19 protein-coding genes are annotated in these 21171 nt (G+C 60.1%); 1 reads left to right on the top strand and 18 read right to left on the bottom strand.

What is annotated here, in order from left to right; genetic code table 11:
• Window positions 1-133 precede the first annotated feature (133 nt).
• Entirely contained in the window at window positions 134-2320 is a 2187-nt protein-coding gene (locus MLD24_RS15485; RefSeq protein ID WP_248167769.1) for a GGDEF/EAL domain-containing response regulator, read from the top strand.
• Between the two features lie 18 nt (window positions 2321-2338).
• On the opposite strand, the gene MLD24_RS15480 is transcribed toward MLD24_RS15485, so the two are convergent.
• From MLD24_RS15480 to rsmG, 18 genes are all read right to left on the bottom strand, one after another.
• Window positions 2339-4306, bottom strand: a complete 1968-nt coding sequence (locus MLD24_RS15480) for a methyl-accepting chemotaxis protein (RefSeq protein WP_248167766.1) — start codon at window positions 4304-4306, stop codon at window positions 2339-2341.
• Window positions 4307-4483: 177 nt separating this feature from the next.
• Window positions 4484-5266 carry a hypothetical protein gene (locus MLD24_RS15475; RefSeq protein ID WP_248167764.1) on the bottom strand — a complete coding sequence of 261 codons (783 nt, stop codon included), beginning with the start codon at window positions 5264-5266 and terminating at the stop codon, window positions 4484-4486.
• Window positions 5263-7191 (bottom strand): EAL domain-containing protein, encoded by a 1929-nt coding sequence (locus MLD24_RS15470; RefSeq protein ID WP_248167761.1) that lies wholly within the window; start codon window positions 7189-7191, stop codon window positions 5263-5265. The genes MLD24_RS15475 and MLD24_RS15470 overlap by 4 nt, the downstream gene beginning before the upstream one ends.
• A 6-nt stretch (window positions 7192-7197) precedes the next feature.
• Window positions 7198-7656 (bottom strand): putative pterin-binding protein, encoded by a 459-nt coding sequence (locus tag MLD24_RS15465; RefSeq protein WP_227173042.1) that lies wholly within the window; start codon window positions 7654-7656, stop codon window positions 7198-7200.
• Between the two features lie 220 nt (window positions 7657-7876).
• Window positions 7877-9709, bottom strand: coding sequence for a glutamine--fructose-6-phosphate transaminase (isomerizing) (gene glmS, locus MLD24_RS15460; RefSeq protein ID WP_248167758.1), 1833 nt, complete (start codon window positions 9707-9709; stop codon window positions 7877-7879).
• A 39-nt stretch (window positions 9710-9748) separates the two neighbouring features.
• Window positions 9749-11116, bottom strand: coding sequence for a bifunctional UDP-N-acetylglucosamine diphosphorylase/glucosamine-1-phosphate N-acetyltransferase GlmU (gene glmU, locus MLD24_RS15455; RefSeq protein ID WP_248167755.1), 1368 nt, complete (start codon window positions 11114-11116; stop codon window positions 9749-9751).
• A gap of 178 nt (window positions 11117-11294) precedes the next feature.
• The gene (locus MLD24_RS15450; RefSeq protein WP_227173039.1) at window positions 11295-11717 is read right to left on the bottom strand and encodes a F0F1 ATP synthase subunit epsilon; all 423 of its coding nucleotides are present in this window, start codon (window positions 11715-11717) and stop codon (window positions 11295-11297) included.
• A 40-nt stretch (window positions 11718-11757) separates the two neighbouring features.
• Window positions 11758-13149 (bottom strand): F0F1 ATP synthase subunit beta, encoded by a 1392-nt coding sequence (gene atpD, locus MLD24_RS15445; protein WP_227173038.1) that lies wholly within the window; start codon window positions 13147-13149, stop codon window positions 11758-11760.
• 53 nt (window positions 13150-13202) lie between these two features.
• Window positions 13203-14069 carry a F0F1 ATP synthase subunit gamma gene (gene atpG / locus MLD24_RS15440; RefSeq protein ID WP_227173037.1) on the bottom strand — a complete coding sequence of 289 codons (867 nt, stop codon included), beginning with the start codon at window positions 14067-14069 and terminating at the stop codon, window positions 13203-13205.
• Window positions 14070-14143: 74 nt separating this feature from the next.
• The gene (gene atpA, locus MLD24_RS15435) at window positions 14144-15688 is read right to left on the bottom strand and encodes a F0F1 ATP synthase subunit alpha (protein ID WP_227173036.1); all 1545 of its coding nucleotides are present in this window, start codon (window positions 15686-15688) and stop codon (window positions 14144-14146) included.
• 28 nt (window positions 15689-15716) lie between these two features.
• Window positions 15717-16253, bottom strand: coding sequence for a F0F1 ATP synthase subunit delta (locus MLD24_RS15430; protein WP_248167752.1), 537 nt, complete (start codon window positions 16251-16253; stop codon window positions 15717-15719).
• Window positions 16254-16268: 15 nt separating this feature from the next.
• Window positions 16269-16739 (bottom strand): F0F1 ATP synthase subunit B, encoded by a 471-nt coding sequence (locus MLD24_RS15425; protein ID WP_227173034.1) that lies wholly within the window; start codon window positions 16737-16739, stop codon window positions 16269-16271.
• Between the two features lie 72 nt (window positions 16740-16811).
• Complete coding sequence (gene atpE, locus MLD24_RS15420; protein ID WP_099614295.1) at window positions 16812-17063, bottom strand: F0F1 ATP synthase subunit C; 252 nt, start codon at window positions 17061-17063, stop codon at window positions 16812-16814.
• Between the two features lie 111 nt (window positions 17064-17174).
• Window positions 17175-18047, bottom strand: coding sequence for a F0F1 ATP synthase subunit A (gene atpB / locus MLD24_RS15415; RefSeq protein ID WP_227173033.1), 873 nt, complete (start codon window positions 18045-18047; stop codon window positions 17175-17177).
• A gap of 19 nt (window positions 18048-18066) precedes the next feature.
• Window positions 18067-18465: a F0F1 ATP synthase subunit I gene (locus tag MLD24_RS15410; protein WP_227173032.1), complete on the bottom strand. Its 399-nt coding sequence runs from the start codon at window positions 18463-18465 to the stop codon at window positions 18067-18069.
• Window positions 18466-18754: 289 nt separating this feature from the next.
• Window positions 18755-19630, bottom strand: a complete 876-nt coding sequence (locus tag MLD24_RS15405) for a ParB/RepB/Spo0J family partition protein (protein WP_248167800.1) — start codon at window positions 19628-19630, stop codon at window positions 18755-18757.
• A 39-nt stretch (window positions 19631-19669) separates the two neighbouring features.
• Complete coding sequence (locus MLD24_RS15400; RefSeq protein WP_248167749.1) at window positions 19670-20464, bottom strand: ParA family protein; 795 nt, start codon at window positions 20462-20464, stop codon at window positions 19670-19672.
• Window positions 20465-20533: 69 nt separating this feature from the next.
• On the bottom strand, window positions 20534-21169 hold the full coding sequence (rsmG, locus tag MLD24_RS15395) for a 16S rRNA (guanine(527)-N(7))-methyltransferase RsmG (protein ID WP_227173030.1): 636 nt from the start codon (window positions 21167-21169) through the stop codon (window positions 20534-20536).
• Window positions 21170-21171 lie beyond the last annotated feature (2 nt).

Below are 21171 nucleotides of genomic sequence, written 5' to 3'. Positions count from 1 at the left end.
CTTGGAATTAGTCTAAGGCGTTCTACACTGAAACGAGTCACATTCAATGAGCTTCTGACCCCCCGATACCTCTTCAGATCGGTTCAGGGGCTCCCTACGGAAGGACCAGGACGTCTCTCAGGAGAGTGCATCCATGGATCGGAAGACGCTGTTGCAAAAACCGCTGTTGCTGTTGGTTGATGACGAGCCCAACAACCTTCGTGTACTCGCCGAAGCCCTGCGTTTTGATTATGAGATCGCCATCGCCACCAGCGGCGCCGGCGCCCTGCAGTTCCTTGAGAACGACACCCTTCCCGACCTGATCCTGCTGGACGTGATGATGCCCGGCATGGACGGTTACGAAGTCTGCCAGACCCTGAAGCAGCACCAGGAGTGGAACCGCATCCCCATCATCTTCGTGACCGCCGCTACCGACAGCGCGTCGGAGCAGCGCGGCTTCGAGATGGGCGCGGTTGACTACATTCACAAACCCTTTGATCGGGCCGTGGTGCTGGCCCGCATCCGCTCCCACCTGTCAGTGCACGGCATGATGGACCGTCTCAGCTATACTGCCTCCCGGCTGGACGCCTCCATCGCCCAGGAGATGGAGCACGTCAGTACTGCCAGTAAAACGCTCAATCCGCAGATGCTGCTGATGGACGCGGTGTTCGATCAGGCGATGGAAGGCATCACCGTCACCGATGGCGAGGGGTGTATTCGTGCTGTGAATCCGGCGTTTACCCGGATCACCGGTTACGCCCCGGAAGACGTGGTCGATAAGGACCAGGATACCCTGCGACAATCGCTGAAGCGCTCGGAGTTCTCCGCCGAGGTGTGGGAGCGGGTGCGCAAGACCGGTCACTGGCAGGGGGAGCTGATCAACCGTCGCCACAACGGCGAAACCTATCCGGAGCTGCGCACCATCCACGCGGTGTCCAATCCCGCCGAAGGGGTGACCCATTACGTCTCGGTGTTCAGCGACATTTCCGCCACCAAGCAGAAACAGAGCACCATCGATTTCCTCACCTGGTACGACGCCCTGACCGCCCTGCCCAACCGCCTGCTGATGCTGGAGCGGCTGGAAACCGCCATGCAGATGTGCCAGACCAGCCAGTTGACCTCCGCGGTGATGATCCTCGACATCGACCGCTTCAAGGCCATCAACGAATCCATGGGCCTGGAGGTGGGCGATCGGGTGCTCCGTGCCTTTGCTGACCGCCTCAGCCAGTTGATGTGCAATGGTGAGACCATTGCCCGTATCGACGGCGACAAGTTTGCGGTGCTGCTGCCACCGAGCCATGCCAGCAAGACCCAGAAGGCCAACCGGGCACTGGAAGTGGCCACCGAACTGCAGGAAGCCATGGCCCGCTCCCTGACCATCGAAAACCAGGACATTTCCCTCAGTGTGACGGTCGGCATCACCCTGCTGCCGGGCACCACCTCGGAGCGGGCGGCGGATGCCCTGCGCAACGCCGAAACCGCCCACCACAAGGCCAAACTGGAACAGGCCGGCTCCATCGTGTTCTTCAGCGAGCGCATGGGGCTGGATGCCATGGAGCGGTTCTACACCGCCCAGGCCCTGCGCCATGCGGTCGGTAACGGCGAATTGCGGATCTACCTGCAATCGCAGTGCGACACCGACGGCAAGCTGGTGGGCGCAGAAACCCTGCTACGCTGGGAACACCCGGATCGGGGGCTGGTATCCCCCACCACCTTCATTCCACTGGCGGAGTCCACCGGTTTCATCACTACGCTGGACCGCTGGGTCATTGACCAGATGCTGGAGATGATCCACCAGCACCAGGGTGAACTGGGGGACCTGCGCTTCGCCATCAATATCAGTGCCGACCACTTTGCGCGGGAGGATTTCGTTTCCCACCTGATCACCGGCCTGCACCACCACCGCCTCAGCGGTCATCACCTGACCCTGGAACTCACCGAGAGCGTGATGGTGCAAGAGCTGCGGTTGCTGGTGAGCAAACTACGGGCGCTGGCGGGCCTGGGCATTGAGGTGTCCATTGACGACTTCGGTACCGGCTATTCCAGCCTCAGCTACCTGCAGCACCTGCCCATCCAGGAACTCAAGATCGACCGTTCCTTCACCCAGGACATCGGCGGTAACCAGAGCGGACGCGCCATCGTCTCCATGATCCACAACATGGCGGCGGAACTGAACCTGCGCACGGTGGTGGAAGGGGTGGAAACCGAGGAGCAGTGGCAATACCTCAAGCACTACCCCAACACCGTGGTGCAGGGCTACTACTTCAGCAAGCCCCAACCCATGGACGTCTGGCTGGCGACCAACCTCAATGGCAAGTCGCGGGCCCGGCACTCGGCCTGAGCCCGCATAGCTGTTTCCCTATTCGGTCTTGAAGCGGGCCACCAGCTGGGTCAGGCGGGCATTGAGCTCGGCCTGGCGGGCACTCAGCCCGGCCACTTCCCGCGACACCCCGGTGACATGGTTGGCGGAATCGTTGATGTTGACGATGTTCTGGTTGATGTCCTCCGTCACCAGGTGCTGCTCTTCCGCCGCGCTGGCGGTCTGGGTGGTCATGTCGCGAATCTTCTCCACCGCTTCTTCGATGCGGTCAAAGGCCTGCAGCGCCTCGGCGGTCAACGCTACCGCGTCTTCGGACTGGCGCGAACTGCGCTCCATATTGGCGGACACGTCCTTGGTGCGGTTCACCAGCTGACTGAGAATCTTGTTGATCTCCTCGGTCGAGCTTTGGGTGCGTTGGGCCAGGCTGCGGACTTCGTCGGCCACCACCGCGAATCCCCGTCCCTGTTCACCGGCCCGGGCCGCCTCAATGGCGGCATTGAGCGCCAGCAGGTTGGTCTGTTCGGCAATGTCCTGAATGGTGGAGAGGATGTTGTTGATGTTGCCGGTTTCCTTCTCCAGCTCCAGGATCACCGAGTTGGACGACTTGATGCTCTCCCCCAGGGCCTCCACGCCGGCGGCACTGCGGTTGATCACATCCTTGCCGGCACTGGTGGCCTCCATGCCGTTCTCCGACACCGAAGCGGTGTCCACGCAGTTCTTCGCCACTTCGTTGGCCGCCGCCGCCATCTCCGTCACCGCGGTGACAATCTGCTCAATGGAACCCAGCTGCTGGCTGGCGTTGTCGGACAGGTCCGCCGATTTGCCACTGGTGTCCGCCGACACCGCATCCATGTCGTGGGCAGTGGACTTGATGTCCTGAATCATGGTCTGGGTCGACTCGATGAACTGGTTGAACCACTGCGCCAGTTCGCCGGCCTCGTCGCGGCTGGCCACCGGAATCCGCGTGGTCAGATCGCCTTCGCCCTCGGCGATGGTCTTGAGGTTGTCTTTCACCGAGTTGATCGGCGTGACAATGCGATTGGCGATGTACAGGCCCAACACCCCGAACAGCACCACCAGCACCAGGCTGACGATGGCGGTGGTCATGCCCACGTCGCGGGCGCTGGCAAAGATCTCGTCTTTCTCCATCAGGCCCACGAACTTCCAACCCAGGGCCTCGGAATGATAGACATTGGCCATGTAGTCGACGCCGTCGATGCTGAACTCAATCACCCCGGACTCGGTGGCGTCGATCAGGCCGAAGTAGTCTTCCTCCAGTTCGGTCAGCGACTGGAAGTTGTTTTCCGGATTGCCGCCATCCACCAGGATGTTGCCGCTACCCTCAACGATGATCAGGTAGCCACTGTCGCCCAGACGTATCTGCTGCACCATGTCGGTCAGGGATTTCAGCGACACGTCGATCGCCACCACGCCACCGAAATCTCCCTGGCTGTTGCGGTAGCCCTTGAGCACCGACACATAGACGGCATCGTCCGGCTCCCAGTAGTAGCCATCCCGGCGGGCGATCTGGTAGTTGGCCTGCTTGCCGATATCGAACCAGGGTTCGGTGCGCGGGTCCCAGTCACCGTAATCAGCCGTTCCGGGCCATTCCAGGTAACCGCCGTCCTTCTCGCCCATGTAGACGTAACCCAGCATCGGGTTGTTGTCGCCGATGGCGCTGAACAGGTCGAAGATGGCCTCTTCACGGCCGCCATTCTGGCGGGCCACCTGGGACGGTTTACGGCCCTCACCAAAATATTTGGTGAGCGGTCCGGCATTGGTGTCGGTCACCGCACTGGCTTCGGCCATGAACGACACGTTGTAGCCAATCACATCGAAGAAGTTCTCGAACGATTGGTCAACGATGGAAATATCAGTGGTGCTGGTGTTGAGGAAGTCGGCTTCGGCCTGCTCAATCACGTTATTGATGGTGATCAGCGAAACGATCAGCACCGGCAACAGGGTGGTGGCCAGAAAGGCCGACAGCAGCTTGGTCTTTATCTTCATTCAGGGAGTCTCCTGTAGAGATCGCCGTGGCTTGGCACAACGGAGGTACGCTGGCGTGCGAAGACTAAGTGTGTGTTTGTATGAAGGATATACGAGGATTTCCAACTTGCCCGTGGATTCGCCGGCATTCGTTCATTGCGCAAGCATCAGGAATCAATATGACATTTCGATGACAGACTACCCGCCATGGGACTGCAGGATGGATGGGTTCTGGCTGGCCAGTTTGCGCTGGCAATGGCCATTGATGGTCTCCAGCTGATGGATGCGTTCCCGCTGCTGTCGGCGCTGCCACTGCAGCATCTGTTCCAGCCGTTCGAGCTCCGCTTCCAGGGTATTGAGCTCATCGCCTGAAATCGGGTCAATGGATTCGCCCGCGGCGGTCATTCCGCGTACCCGGGAGACCATCCGCGCGATTCGGGTGACGACGAAATAGCCCAATAACAGGGAGATAAACGCCGCCAGCGTCATTTCGATCAGTCCCAGCATCAGGCTCTTGTGGCGTAACTCGAGCAGGGCCGCGTTCTGACCCGTGAGGTCCAGCCCCACCTCAATGACGCCAAAATCCAGGCCTGCCCTGCCGATGTCCTGACGGGTCATGAACACATCCGGCAATGCCTCGCCAGGCTGCCAGGACCGGAATGGCTGTAACAGCGCCTGGGAATCCCCGGCCTGAGCCAGCAATACCCCCTGGTAATCGGTGATACGCACAAAGGCCGTGCCCGGCGTAGAAGCAATCTGCTCGGCGTACTGCCGTAACGCCGGCACATTGCGAGCGACCACATCATCACTGGCCACGGCGGCAAACACTTCAACGATGGAGCGGGCATGCCGGTCGATTTCACCGGAGAACGACGTTTCGATGAACTGGAAGATGGACCACAGCATCACTGCCAGCATCGTCAGCTCGACCAGCCCAATACCCAGCACGGCTTTATAGCCCAGGGAATGACGCCACTTCATGAGCTAACCTCCAGCGTGTGATCGGTCGAAACCGTGCTCCAGTGTGTCAGGATCTCAGCCAGGAAATCGCTGAACAGCATGGGCTTGTAGGCAAAGAATCCCTGCACCAGCGACCCACCCATGGCCCGGACCAGATTCCACTGGGCCTCATTCTCCACACCTTCCACCACACTCTTCAGGAAGCCCTGCTCCGCCATGGCAATGATGGAGCCCAGGAACCGGGCCTTGGCCGCACTGTGCTCAATGCCCTGAACGAAGCAGCGATCAATCTTCAACCGGTCAATCTTCAACTCCCGCACATACTCCAGAGAGGAATGCCCGGTCCCAAAATCGTCCAGTGCAAAGCCTACCCCCGCCTGTGAGAGGTGCTGGATCAGCTCATTGATCCGGCCGAAATTCAGCGCGGCATTGTCTTCGGTAATCTCCATGCACAGGCAGGACGCCGGTATGCCCGCATCCAGCAGCAGCGAACGCACGTCGGTCTCCAGCTCGTCGGCCAGCATCGCGGGGTTGAGGTTGATCGACAGGGTGCCCTGAAACCCAAGGTCGGTGTAGAGCTGCCGGGTTTCCATCGCGACCTGACGGAACAGCCATCGTCCCAGCTGGCGACCGAGCCCGAAGCGCTCACACAGTTCCACCACCCGGTTGGGCGGTACCGGACCCAGTTCCTCCTGCCATGCCCGCAGCAGCACTTCCGCGCCGCGGATGTCCTTGATATTACCGGTGCTGACAATGGGCTGATACACCAACGACAGCGACAGCGATGACGGTTCGTCCGCCAGGAAGCGAACCAGGCCGGCATGCACCAACCGTTCTTCCATCAGCTGCTTGCGCAGGTCCTGGTTGTTGATGCAGTGATCCAGACCCTGACGCTCCGCCTGGGCCAGACACCGCTGGGCCTGCTGATAACGATCCTGCCAGTCCAGGGTTGGACCCGCGCCAGCGGGATCGATACCGAAGATGCCACGCACCGGAAGCACAGCATCGTGCACCATCCAGTCAAAATGCACACTGGCAAGTAACTGACGCACCAGCTGTCCGGTGTCTCCCGTGTGTACAAAGATCACGAACTCCGATGGCGACAGCTGGACCAGTTGAAACGAGTACAGCTCCAGGCCCACCTTCAGTCGGTCGATAAAGGTATGGGTCAGATCGGCGGCGTAGTCGGTGCCGTATTCACTGAGCACCACCCGATAGTCGCGGATTTCGCAGGCAATAATCGCCTGCCCCACGTCCACCGACGGCAGCACCTGGAGGTAGTTGGCGTTTGGCAACCCGGTCTGCTGATCGATGCGGGACTGTCGGCGAATGTAGATCAACGCAAACGCCAGATAGCAAAGGATCACCGCCACCACAACCAGGGTCAGCACTGACAGCAGCGACAGCCGCTCCCGCGATGCCTGCACCTGATCCATCAGCAAGCCGGTTTCATCGCCAACGAAGTTATCCACCACCAACTGTTGCAACGCCAGACGCTGCGGCTGCCATTGCATGGTCAGCGTGTCCCAGTCGGAACGCTGGCCACTGACCAGGGCCATCAGCGGCGTTTCCATGGCGCGCAACTGGCTAAACAGCGAACGCAGCCTGGATTCGTTGTCGCTGTGGTTGCGGGTCGGTGCCGATTCCCGGCTCTGGAGCAGATAGTCGTACCGGCTCCAGAGAATGTCGTACTGCAGCAGCAGCTGATCCTGATCGGCGGCAACGGTGGTCATGGATCTCAGCTCGTGGCCAAACTCATCCGCCTCATGGCCCAGCTGGGCCAGGTTCCAGGACGCCATGCGCAGCTCTGCCAGGGACACCGACTGCAGTTCCTGATCCTGGCGATAGGTGTGGAAACTGGCCCCCAGCAGCAACACCAGAGCCACAAACAGGGTGACGACCACCGGCCGGGAGAATACCCGCTGGGCAGCGGATCGGGATCCCATGGCCGCTTACTTCAGTTCGATGGCAGCAAGCTGCCAGACCATATAACGGTGGTACTGGGGATCGTCCAGCTCCGGACGTTCTGTCAGAGGCAGCATGATCCAGAACGGTCCACGCTGGCGCACTGACATGGCTGCGCCATTACGGCGGGTGGCAACGATCGCATCGAGATCCAGAACAGAATTCACTGACCCGCTCACGCTGTAATCATTCAGGGCACGGAACGTCACCTCCTGATGCCCCTCAACCCCAAGGGCTTCCAGCACCCGACGCAGGGACGGACCACTAAAGGTCACCTTGCCCTCATAGTACGGCGTTTCGGTTTCGATGACGGTCTGGGGAAATGCCTCCAGTTCGGAACGCACCAGCGTCAGGCTACCCGAGGCATCGGAGAGGGTAATGGCGGGTTCGGCCTGGGCCTGGCCCGTCAGGATTACGAAAAACAGGAGCAGCAACACACGTGTCATGGCACACCCTTGAGCTGGTCATTTTTTGAACAGCCAGGATGCTACGGCAGTTGCCAGCCATTACGCCACAACGGCTGTGTTACGGTCCGCAACGAGTTTGTCAAAGATGTTAAAAGGGATTCGAGAGACAGGAAGGTAGCTTTTCTAATTATTTGATTTTAAGGCCATGCCGGGTCAGACATCCGTGAGCCCGGCATGGCGGCACATCGATGGCGCTGGTTTATTCCACCGTCACGCTCTTCGCCAGGTTCCGCGGCTGGTCGACGTCGGTGCCCTTGAGCACGGCAACGTGGTACGACAGCAGCTGCAGTGGCAGGGTGTAGACGATGGGAGCGGTGATCGGGTGCACCTCGGGAATCTGCAGCACGTGAATGTCGGGCTGGTCCTGCAGTTCGGCACCGCCATCGGCAAACACAAACAGCTCGCCACCGCGGGCACGGACCTCTTCCAGGTTCGACTTGAGCTTCTCCAGCAGTTCGTCGTTGGGGGCGACGGTGACCACCGGCATCTCGCTGTCCACCAGCGCCAGCGGGCCATGCTTGAGCTCACCGGCAGGGTAGGCCTCGGCGTGGATGTAGGAGATTTCCTTCAGTTTGAGTGCGCCTTCCAGCGCCACCGGGAACATCGCGCCACGGCCCAGGAACAGGCTGTGATTCTTGTCCATGAACGCCTTGCTCAACTCGGCGATCTTGCCATCCAGCGCCAGGGCATCGGCAACCTGACCCGGCAGCCGGTGCAGCGCCGCCACAATGTCCGCCTCACGCTGCTCACTCAGGCCGTTGTGACGCCCCAGCGCCAGGGTAAACAGCAACAGTGCCACCAGCTGGGTGGTGAACGCCTTGGTGGACGCGACACCAATCTCCGGACCGGCCTGGGTCATGATCACCAGATCCGATTCCCGCACCAGGGAGCTGCCAGGTACGTTGCAGATTGCCAGTGCGGCGCGGAAACCAGCGTCCTTAGCCTGGCGCAGGGCGGCCAGGGTATCGGCGGTCTCACCGGACTGGGAGATACACAGGAACAGGGTATCCGGCTGGATCACGTGGTGGCGGTAACGGAACTCCGACGCCACTTCCACCGAGCAGGGGATGCCGGCCAGTTCTTCAATCCAGTACCGCGCCACCATGCCGGCGTGGTAACTGGTGCCACAGGCGATGATCTGAACGTGGCGAACGTCGTCCAGCAGGCTACCCGCCTCGGTGCCCAGGGCCTGCTCCAACACCCGGCTGTCGGTGATCCGGCCTTCCATGGTGGCCTGGATGACGCGGGGCTGTTCGTGGATTTCCTTGAGCATGAAGTGGCGGTACTCACCCTTGTCTGCCGAGTCCATACCATGCTCAAAGCGCGACACCGGCCGCTCCACCGCGGCCCCGTCACGATCCAGCACGGTCACGCCATCACGGCGGATCTCGGCCAGATCGCCTTCCTCCAGGAACATGAAGCGGTCAGTGACCGGCAGCAGTGCCAACTGGTCGGAAGCAATGAAGTTCTCGCCAATCCCCACACCCACAACCAGCGGACTCCCCGCCCGGCACACCACCAGATGATCCGGCTCATCGGCGTGCAACACCGCCAGGGCATAGGCGCCCCGCAGCTGGCCGATGGCCGCGCGCACCGCCGCCACCAGGTCACCCTGCTGACGGTATTCCCGCTCGATCAGGTGCGCGACCACCTCGGTGTCGGTCTGGGAGCTGAAGGTGTAACCGTCAGCCTTGAGCTGATCCCGCAGGCCCTGGTAGTTCTCGATGATGCCGTTGTGGACGATCGCCAGGCGCTCGCCCGACATGTGGGGGTGGGCATTGATCTGACTGGGTTCGCCATGGGTGGCCCAGCGGGTGTGGGCAATGCCCACGCTGCCATTGCAGGGCTGCTGTTCAATGGCCTCTGCCAGAGCCGCGACCTTGCCCACTTCCCGGGCGCGCTGGATATCGCCCTGATCCTGACGCACCGCCATACCCGCGGAGTCGTAGCCACGGTATTCCAACCGTCTCAGCCCCTCCAGCAGGATGCCCTGAACGTCCCGTTCCGATACTGCGCCTACGATGCCACACATGATCTGTTACCTGTTCTGTCTGGATAGAGCCGGGGCCAGTCAGGCCTTCTTTTCCGGCCGCTGCCAATTCTGGATGTTGCGCTGACGGCCACGCGCCACCGCCAGTTCCTCGCTGTCCACCGCCCGGGTAATGGTGGAGCCGGCGCCAATGGTGGCATCCGCGGCCACGGTAACCGGCGCCACCAGGGAGGTGTTGGAACCCACAAAGACCCGGTCACCAATCTCGGTACGGTGCTTGTTGACCCCATCATAGTTGCAAGTAATGGTACCTGCACCCACGTTCACATCCTGGCCCAGGATGGCATCGCCGACGTAGCTGAGGTGGTTGATCTTGCTGCCCTCGCCGACCTCGGCCTTCTTGGTTTCGACAAAGTTGCCAACCTTGGTACGGGCCGCCAGGCGGGTGCCCGGACGCAGACGGGCAAAGGGGCCGATCTGGGCGGCGGCGCCAATGTGGGCTCCGTCAATCACCGACTGGGCGTGGATCACCGCATCGTCGCCGATCTCGGCATCGCGGATGACACAGCCCGGACCAATGCTGACGCGGCTGCCGAGACGGACCTGGCCCTCAAACACCACATTGGCGTCGATCCACAGGTCGGTGCCGATGGTGAGCTCACCCCGAACGTCCAGTCGCGCCGGATCCGCCAGGGTCGCGCCTTCATCCATCAATCGATCCGCCTGCCGGCGCTGGAACCAGCGCTCCAGCGTCGCCAGCTGACGCCGGTTGTTGACCCCCTGGACCTCTACTTCGGTTTCCGGCTGGGCGGCATGTACGCCGACGCCATCGGCCACCGCCATGGCAATGATGTCGGTGAGGTAGTATTCGCCCTGGGCATTGCCGTTGGACAATCGCGGCAGCCAGTCCTTCAGGCGGGCACTGCTGGCGGCCAGGATGCCGGTGTTGACCTCGTTCACCCGACGCTGTTCGGCGCTGGCATCCTTCTGCTCAACAATGGCCTGCACCGCGCCGTCGTCATTGCGGATGATGCGGCCATACCCGTCAGGCTGGGCCAGGGTCACCGTCAACAGCGCCAGCCAGTCGTTGCTGACCTCCGCCACCAGCTGTTGCAGGGTGTGCTGACGGGTCAAAGGAACATCACCGTACAGCACCAGTACCCGGGCATCATCAGGAATGCCCGGCAGCGCCTGGGCCACGGCGTGACCGGTGCCAAGCTGCTCGGCCTGGGTGACCCAGTGGATATCACTGGCGGGGGTCTGGTCCTTGACCTGGTCGGCACCGTGGCCAACCACCACATGAATGCCGGCCGCCCCCAGGGTGCGGGCGGTGTCGATGACGTGGTGCAGCATCGGCTTGCCGGCCACGGCGTGCATAACCTTGGGCAGGGCCGATTTCATTCGGGTGCCCTGGCCAGCGGCCAGGATCACTACGTGCAGTGGAGTCATTACGGGGTTCTCTCCTAGTGATACCTTGCGGACATCCTCCAGCCCGGGTGGCCGACTGCGGGGTCAGTGTCCTGAAACAAAAAAAGCCGCATCCCTGGATGATCGGGGCCATGAATCATGGCTCCGGTCGCTTCAGGATGCGGCTTGGGTGATCAGCAATCCCTGACCGTAGGATAGGTTACTTCATCTTACGGCGCAGCTGCTGAATGGTGCGAAGCTGGGCCACAGCTTCCGCCAATTCCGCAGCGGCACGGGAGTACTCGAATTCACCGGTCTTGCTGGCAAGTGCCTTCTCGGCTTCACGCTGGGCTTCCATCGCCGCGGCTTCGTCCACATCCTTTGCACGAACCGCGGTATCAGCCAGCAGCGTGACGAGGTTCGGCTGAACCTCGAGGTAACCGCCGGAGACGTAGAGGATTTCTTCCTCTCCGCCCTGCTTGATCACCCGAATCGGACCGGGCTTCAGCGCTGTCAGCAGCGGGGTGTGGCCTGGGGCAATACCCAGGTCACCCTCGGAGCCGGCCGCGATCAGCATCTCGATCAGTCCGGAATAGATCTTCTCTTCGGCACTCACCACGTCACAATGCACGGTCATACCCATGTCTGTTGCCTCTTTGGTCGATCAGGAAATGGATGGCCTCTTAGTTGCCCTTGGCCTTCATTTCCTTCGCTTTCTCGACCGCTTCCTCAATGGAGCCTACCATGTAGAACGCCTGTTCCGGCATGTCATCGTAGTCACCGTCAAGGATGCCCTTGAAGCTGCTGATGGTTTCCTTCAGGGGCACGTACTTACCAGGCGCACCGGTGAAGACCTCAGCAACGTGGAACGGCTGGGACAGGAAACGCTCGATCTTACGGGCACGGGCTACGGTCAGTTTGTCTTCTTCTGACAGCTCGTCCATACCGAGGATCGCGATGATGTCCTTCAGTTCCTTGTAGCGCTGCAGGTTTGTCTGCACGCCACGAGCCACGCTGTAGTGCTCTTCACCAATGATCAGCGGGTCCAGCTGACGGGAGGTGGAGTCCAGCGGATCGATCGCCGGGTAGATACCCTTGGAGGCGATGTCACGGCTCAGTACCACGGTCGCATCCAGGTGCGAGAAGGTGGTGGCCGGGGACGGGTCAGTCAAGTCATCCGCCGGTACGTAAACCGCCTGGATGGACGTGATGGAACCGTTCTTGGTGGAGGTAATACGCTCCTGCAGCTCACCCATCTCCTGGGCCAGTGTCGGCTGGTAACCTACCGCAGACGGCATACGGCCCAGCAGTGCAGATACCTCAGTACCGGCCAGGGTGTAACGGTAGATGTTGTCGACGAACAACAGTACGTCACGACCTTCGTCACGGAACTTCTCAGCCATGGTGAGACCGGTCAGGGCCACACGCAGACGGTTTCCGGGGGGCTCGTTCATCTGGCCGTAAACCATGGCCACCTTATCGAGAACGTTGGACTCCTTCATTTCGTAGTAGAAGTCGTTACCTTCCCGGGTCCGCTCACCAACACCGGCGAATACGGAGAGACCGGAGTGCTCTTTCGCGATGTTGTTGATCAGTTCCATCATGTTTACGGTTTTACCAACACCGGCACCACCGAACAGGCCAACTTTACCACCCTTGGCGAACGGGCAGATCAGGTCGATAACCTTGATGCCGGTTTCCAGCAGGTCGGCAGAGGCGGACTGGTCCGCGTAGCCAGGTGCTTTACGGTGAATACCCCAACGCTCTTCTTCGCCAATCTCACCGCATTCATCGATGGGACGGCCGAGTACGTCCATGATACGGCCCAGAGTCTGGGTGCCGACCGGGACGGAGATCGGTGCGTTGGTGTTGGTTGCGGTCAGGCCCCGCTTGAGGCCTTCAGTGCTGCCCATGGCGATGGTACGTACAACGCCGTCGCCCAGCTGCTGCTGGACTTCCAGAGTTGTGTCGCCACCTTCAAGCAGCAGTGCGTCATACACTTTGGGTACGGAGTCACGTGGGAATTCCACGTCGATAACCGCGCCGATGATCTGAACGATTTGTCCGCTACTCATGCTCGGTTCCTCGTTATCTTAAATAGTCAATAAAACCAGTAGGTCTGTGAGCGTTAACCAACCGATGCTGCGCCGCTCACAATCTCCGAAATTTCTTGCGTGATGGCTGCCTGGCGCGCCTTGTTGTAAGCCAGCTGAAGCTCGTCAATGATGCCACCGGCGTTATCTGTCGCGCTCTTCATGGCAATCATTCGGGCTGCCTGCTCACAAGCCAGATTCTCTACCACACCCTGGTAAACCTGGGATTCGATGTAACGTGGCAGAAGACCTTCAAGGATTTGCTTGGCATCGGGCTCGTAGAGATAGTCCCACTGGTTCTTGATCTCTTCTTCGTCCTCGCCTTCCGGCAGCGGCAGCAGCTGCTCCACCTTCGGGCTCTGGGTCATGGTGTTCACGAACTCGTTGTGTACCACGTACAAACGGTCGATCTTGCCTTCGTTGTAGGCGTCCAGCATGACCTTGACGTTGCCGATGAGTTTGTCAGAACTCGGGCTGTCCCCCAGATGGGTCAGCGCCGCGACGACATTGCCGCCGTAGTTCTGGAAAAAGGAGTTGCCTTTCTGGCCGATTGCGCACAGATCAGCTTCCACGCCTTTTTCTTTCCACGCTCGCATTTCACGGACAAGCGCTTTGAACAGGTTGACGTTCAGACCACCGCAAAGGCCGCGATCGGTCGACACCACGATGTAGCCCACGCGCTTGACCTCGCGCTCGACCATAAACGGGTGACGATACTGAGCATTCGCCTTCGCAATGTGTCCGATAACCTGAAGCATCTTCTGAGCGTATGGGCGAGTGGCCTGCATGCGCTCCTGAGCCTTCCGCATCTTGCTCGCCGCAACCATTTCCATGGCGCTGGTGATCTTCTGCGTGCTCTTGATGCTGGAAATCTGGTTACGTATTTCTTTTCCGACGGCCATAACTCACTGCCTTCTCAAATTAGACACTCGCTGTGACAAAACCGGCCCGCGATAACTCGCAGGCCGTGGATCGTTTACCAGCTCTGAGTGGTCTTGAATTTTTCAAGTGCAGCTTTCAGGCCGGCAGCGATGTCGTCGTTGAAATCGCCCTTCTCGTTGATCTTGGCCAGAAGCTCGGATTGCTCCGCACGCATCCAGTCCAGCAGCTGGGCTTCAAAAGCCACAACTTTTTCCACATCAACGTCGTCCAGGAAGCCTTCGTTGGCTGCAAACAGAACGGTACCCATTTCCGCCACGGACAGCGGGCTGTACTGGTTCTGCTTCATCAGTTCGGTAACGCGCTGACCGTGCTCCAGCTGCTTACGGGTCGCTTCGTCAAGGTCGGAAGCGAACTGGGCGAATGCCGCCAGTTCCCGGTACTGGGCCAGGGCCAGACGGATGTTACCGCCGAGCTTCTTCATGATCTTGGTCTGGGCGGCACCACCAACCCGGGATACCGAGATACCGGCGTTCATCGCCGGACGGATACCGGAGTTGAACAGGTTAGTTTCCAGGAAGATCTGACCGTCGGTGATCGAGATCACGTTGGTCGGTACGAACGCGGAAACGTCACCGGCCTGGGTCTCGATGATCGGCAGTGCGGTCAAAGAACCGGTCTTGCCTTTCACTTCACCGTTGGTGAACTGCTCAACGTAGTCGGCGTTCACGCGGGAAGCGCGCTCCAGCAGACGCGAGTGCAGGTAGAAAACGTCACCCGGGTAGGCTTCACGGCCCGGCGGACGACGCAGCAGCAGGGAGATCTGACGATAGGCAACCGCCTGCTTGGACAGATCGTCATAAACGATCAGTGCGTCTTCACCACGGTCACGGAAGTACTCACCCATGGCAGTACCGGCGTACGGTGCCAGGAACTGCATCGCAGCAGGATCGGCAGCACCGGCGGCAACCACGATGGTGTGGTCCATGGCGCCGTGCTCTTCCAGCTTGCGCACAACGGCGGCGATGGAAGACTGCTTCTGACCAACGGCAACGTAGATACACTTGATGCCGGTGTTCTTCTGGTTGATGATCGCGTCGATCGCAACCGCGGTCTTACCGATCTGGCGGTCACCGATGATCAGCTCACGCTGGCCACGACCGATGGGAACCATGGTATCGATCGCTTTGAGACCGGTCTGAACCGGCTCATCAACGGATTGACGGGCGATAACACCAGGCGCAACCTTCTCAACCGGAGAGGTCAGCTCGGTGCCCAGGTCACCCTTGCCATCGATGGCGTTACCCAGACCGTCAACAACACGGCCCAGCAGTTCGTTACCAACCGGTACTTCCAGGATGCGGCCGGTGCAACGGACTTTCTGGCCTTCGGCCAGGTCGTCGTAGTCGCCCAGTACCACCGCGCCCACGGAATCACGCTCCAGGTTCAGAGCCATGCCGTAGGTACCGTTGGCGAATTCCACCATCTCACCGTACATAACGTCGGCGAGACCGTGGATCAGTACGATGCCGTCAGAAACGGACAGGATCGTACCTTCGTTCTTTGCTTCGGAAGAGATATCGAGCTTTTCGATTCTCTGCTTGATGATGTCACTGATCTCGGATGGATTCAGTTGCTGCATGCCTTTATCCTCAAACCTTGTGCTGAAATCAGGAGCCCAGAGCGTCGGCCATTTTGTTCAGCTTTCCGCGGACAGATGCATCGATGACCAGATCGCCGGTACGCACGATGACGCCGCCGATCAGAGACTTGTCCTGTGATGCTGCGAGTGACACTTTGCGGTCGAGCTTGGTCGACAGTGCCTGGGCGAGCTTCTGTTGCTGGTCGTCCGTCAGCTCAAAGGCTGCGGTAACCTCAATATCAACAGTGCGCTCGAGTTCAGCCCGGTACGTATTGAAGAGCGTCGCAATTTCCGGAAGCAGGGCCAGCCGACGGTTTTCGGCCAGGATCAGGAAGAAGTTGCGGACCGCTTCGGAGGCGTCGGTTTCGGTCGCCCCCAGGATCAGTTCCGCCTTCTTTGATTCGTCGACGCCCGGATTTGCGAGAAGCTGTCGGATTACGTCGTTCGCTGCGATGTGCCCAGCCATGGTCAGCACGTTGGCCCAATCGGCCAGCTGCTGCTGTTCCTGGGCAGCCTTGAAGGCTGCCTTGGCGTATGGACGAGCCAGCGTTCTCAGTTCTGCCATGATGAACCTCGTCGTTTAGAGTTCTGCTGCCAGCTTGTCCAGCATCTCGCTGTGTTTGTTGGCATCGACAGAGGTTTCCAGGATCTTCTCGGCACCGGCAATCGCGATCGCGGCAATTTCTGCACGCAGGGCATCACGCGCCTGGTTGCGCTCCTGTTCAATTTCAGCCTTGGCCTGCTCGATCAGCTTCTCGCCTTCCTTGCGGGCATCCGCTTTGGAGGCTTCCACAATCTGGTTGGCGCGCTTGTTGGCCTGCTCGATCAGGGTCGCCGCCTGCTGCTTCGCTTCACGCAGTTCCTGGGCTGACTTTTCCTGAGCCAGTTCCAGGTCACGCGCGGCACGATCCGAGGCAGCCAGTCCATCCGCGATCTTCTTCTGACGCTCCTGCAGGGCAGCCATAATCGGCGGCCACACGTACTTCATGCAGAAGACAACGAAGATAAAGAACGCGATGGCTTGACCGATCATCGTCAAATTAATGTTCACGTCTTCACCTCTCGCCTGTTGTGTAGTGAATCAACAAACCGGGGGCTGATTACCCCCGGATATGCGACTCGATTAAAGCTGGCCTACAAACGGGTTGGCGAAGGTGAAGAACAGGGCGATACCAACACCGATCATGGTTACGGCGTCAAGCAGACCGGCAACGATGAACATTTTAACCTGCAGCATCGGGGTCATTTCCGGCTGACGGGCAGCGCCTTCCAGGAACTTACCACCGAGGATACCAAAGCCAATCGCAGTACCCAGGGCACCCAGGCCGATCAGCAGTGCAACGGCAATCGCGGTCATTCCAACTACAGTTTCCATGTTAACTCCCAGTTTTCAGTTTGGTTTTCAGTTTAATGGTTTAGGGTTTAAGAGAATTCGCTTGCGCTATACAAACCGGTTTTCACGACAGTCTGGTGACCGGCGAACCGGTCAGTGACTGTCCTCATGCGCCATGCTCAGGTACACGATGGTCAACATCATAAAGATGAAGGCCTGCAGGGTGATGACCAGAATGTGGAAAATCGCCCAGGGTACTGACAGCGTCCACTGTGCCCACAGCGGCAGCAGCGCAATCAGGATGAAGATCAGCTCACCGGCGTAGAGGTTACCGAACAGACGCAGTGCCAGGGAGATCGGCTTGGCGATCAGGCTCACGCCTTCCAGCAGCAGGTTGACCGGAACCAGCAGAATTTTCAGGAACAGGTTGTCAGAGGAGAACGGGTGCAGGGTCAGCTCGCCCAGGAAGCCACCCACGCCTTTGACTTTCAGGCTGTAGTAGATGATCAGAGCGAATACGGACAGGGACATGCCGAGGGTGACGTTGACGTCGGTGGTCGGCACCACTTTCATGTAATCGAGACCCGCCAGGTGGAACAGTTGCGGCAGGAAGTCTACCGGCACCAGGTCCATCAGGTTCATCAGGAAGACCCAGCAGAAGATGGTCAGCGCCAGCGGGGCAATGACCTTGTTGCGGCCGTGGAAGGTTTCCTTGACGCTGTTGTCAACGAACTCAATCATCACTTCAACAAAGTTCTGCAGGCCACCCGGGGTGTCGCTGGTGGCGCGTTTGGCCGCCATGCGGAACAGGAACAGGAACAGCACGCCGAGGCCAACAGCCCAGCCCAGGGAATCAACGTGCAGGGCCCAGAAGCCCATGTCGGAGGCTTCCTGGCCGGATTGCGCCAGGGTCCAGCCGGCTTCGCTGGTGACGGTGCCATCGGCCCGCTCGTAGCCAGCCGGCAGCTTGCCATAGGTTAAGTTCTGGAGGTGATGCTGGATATATTCAGATGCACTGCCTGCCATAACGTTCTCTCAGGTCCAGTTAATTTCGCTGCGTTCTGCCGTTCGCCAGGAACGGGGCCACCAGATTGGTGACCAGCATGACCGCAAATGTTAGAAAAAGTGCCGCTACGTCGAGCGGTTGAATCCATTTAAACGCCAACGTGAACAGGATGGCGCAGAGGATGAGCTTGCCGGCCTCACCCTGATAAAAAGAACTCATGATCTTCTTGGCAGCCCGCGCGCCGGAGTAGCGGAATGCCTTGAACGCGAAATAACCGTGGGGGACGATAAAAATGAGGCCCCCCAGAAAGGCGGAATAACAGGCAACGGGGCTCTTGAGTAAAAATGCCAGACCGACGATTACCAGCACCACGCCCTGGATCAGAAACCAGCGACCAATGGGCGGACGGCCGATGCCGTTCGAATGTGCCTTTGTCATGACTGCCCCAAAAAAGTCCGCCTTGCGTCGGTGTTCTGGTCGTATCGGGTCCAAATACACCGCGTACAAGCGCGGCAGATTATATGTGTTCGACTTGCACGAATCAACAAATCTGCAAACCCCGGGAAAGCCGTAACAGCCCGAAATTTCTGGCTTCGACGGCAATCGGACACAAATGGGTGCGTGTTTCTTTTTTGACCACTAGATATAGTGGTCGGGAGGGAAAACGGGACCTAGGTGGCAGTCCCGAGGTTGAAGCAATCTGGCACCAAAAGAGGGCGGGGCCGGGTCACTGAATGTGGCCCAGAATGCCATCCAGCTCGTCCAGCGAGCTGTATTCGATCACCAGTTTGCCCTTGCCACGCTGACCATGGGCGATGGACACCCGGGCCCCGAGTCGTTCCGACAGATCGTCCTGGAGGGCGCGGATGTTGGGATCGAGTTCCTTGCTGCCGGCCTTGGCCGGTTTGTCGCTTTCCTGCTGAACCCGGCGCACCAGAGCCTCGGTCTGACGGACCGACAACGACTTTGACACCACCGTACGCGCCACCTGCAGCTGCTGTTCCGGGGGCAGGGTCAGCATCGCCCGGCCGTGGCCCATCTCCAGGTCGCCATGCTCCAGCATCAGCCGCACATCCTCGGTCAGGCCAATCAGTCGCAACAGGTTGGTGATGGTAGTGCGGGATTTACCCACCGCCTCGGCCACCTGGGCCTGGGTGAGTCCAAACTCTTCCTGCAGCCGCTGCAGGGCAAAGGCTTCTTCGATCGGGTTGAGGTTTTCCCGCTGGATGTTCTCGATCAGCGCCATGGCGATGGCGGCTTCGTCGGGCACCTCGCGGATGATCGCGGGAATCCGGTCCAGCTCCGCCAGCTGACAGGCACGCCAGCGTCGCTCCCCGGCAATCAGCTCGTACCGGCCTTCAGCAATCGGCCTGACCACCACCGGCTGCATTACCCCCTGCTGGCGAATGGAGTCCGCCAGCTCCTGCAACGCTGCCGGGTCCATGTCACGCCGGGGCTGATAGCGTCCGCGCTGGACCAGGTCGATCGGCAGTTCCCGCAGTTCGCCGTCATGATCCTGGGCCTGCTGGTCAAGACTGACCTTGGAACCCGCCAACAGGGCGCCCAGTCCGCGTTCGCCCAATCCCCGTTTCTTCGCCGCCATGGTGTCTGTCATTCTTCCCGCTGATTGTCGGTTGCTATCTTACACGGCGACTGCCGCGGATGTCTTTGAGGTGCCGTGCCGGCGCACCATCTCCCCGGCCAGGGCCAGGTAGGCAATGGCACCCTTGGAGGCACGGTCGTACTTCAGTGCCGGCAGGCCGTAACTGGGCGCCTCCGCCAGTCGCACGTTGCGCGGCACCACCGCCCGGTAGACCTTGTCGCCGAAGTATTCGTTGAGCTGACCGGACACGTCCAGGGTCAGGCTGTTGCGCGGATCGTACATGGTCCGCAGGATGCCTTCGATCTCCAGATTCGGGTTCACCGTCTCCTGGATCTGCTGCACGGTGTTCATCAGCGCCGCCAGCCCTTCCAGGGCGTAATACTCACACTGCATCGGAATCAGCACCGAGTCCGAGGCCGACAGCGCATTCACCGTCAGCAGGCTGAGCGACGGCGGACAGTCGATGAGGATGTAGTCGTACTGCTCACGCACCGAGTTGACCGCCAGTCGCAACCGGTGTTCACGGCCGATCTCGTTCATCAGCTCGACTTCCGCCGCGGTGAGATCGCCATTGGCGCCGAGCAGGTCAAACCCGGCCGCCTCGACCTGAACCACCACCTCACTGATGTCGGCTTTTTTGGTGAGAACGTCGTAACCGGACCGCTCCAGGGCATTTTTATCCACACCACTGCCCATGGTGGCATTGCCCTGCGGGTCCATGTCCACCAGCAGCACGCGACGCTTGGTGGCCGCCAGGGAAGCCGCCAGGTTGACGCAGGTGGTGGTCTTGCCCACACCGCCTTTCTGGTTGGTCACCGCAATTACGCGTGCCATGACAAGTCTCCTGTCCTCGCTTCCGGATTCATTGGTTTCTTTTGGTTGGCCGGGACACCGGCCGATGGTTCAGTGGGACCGGTCCAGAATCAGCAGGTGACGTTCCCCACTGCACTCCGGTACCACCAGGGCATGCTGCTCGCGGACCTGCCACGGCGCCGGCAGCGCCGCCACTTCATCATCCGGAAACTGACCTTTCATGGCAAGGAACTCGCCACCGTCCGCCAGCAGGTGACCACACCAGTCCACCAGGTTGGCCAGGGCGGTGAAGGCCCGGCTGCTGATCTGATGATAGCGGGTATCCGGCGGACAGGCCTCGGCACGACCGTGAATAACGTCCAGGTTATCCAGGCCAAGCTCCAGCTTGCACTGGGTCAGGAACCGGGTTTTCTTGATGTTGCTGTCCAGCAGGGTGAAGTGACGCTCGGGACAGGTGATGGCCAGGGGAATCCCCGGCAGGCCGCCGCCGGCACCCACATCCAACAGTCGCTCTGCGGTCACGAACGGCCGCAGGCTGAGGCTGTCCAGCAACTGCCGCGACACCATCGCCGCCGGTTCACGGACCGCGGTGAGATTGTAGGCCCGGTTCCACTTGTTGAGCAGGGCGAGAAAGGCCAGCAGCTGTTGCTGCTGGCCACTGGAGAGATTGAGATCCATGGCCACCAGGCCACGCTGCAGTTGCTTCTGCCAGAGTGCGTCGGACATCG

The organism is Marinobacter xestospongiae (assembly GCF_023156385.1).
GTDB classification, from domain to species: Bacteria; Pseudomonadota; Gammaproteobacteria; order Pseudomonadales; family Oleiphilaceae; genus Marinobacter; species Marinobacter xestospongiae.
Note: the sequence above shows the minus strand (reverse complement) of the source record. Positions and strands in the feature narration are given on the sequence as shown.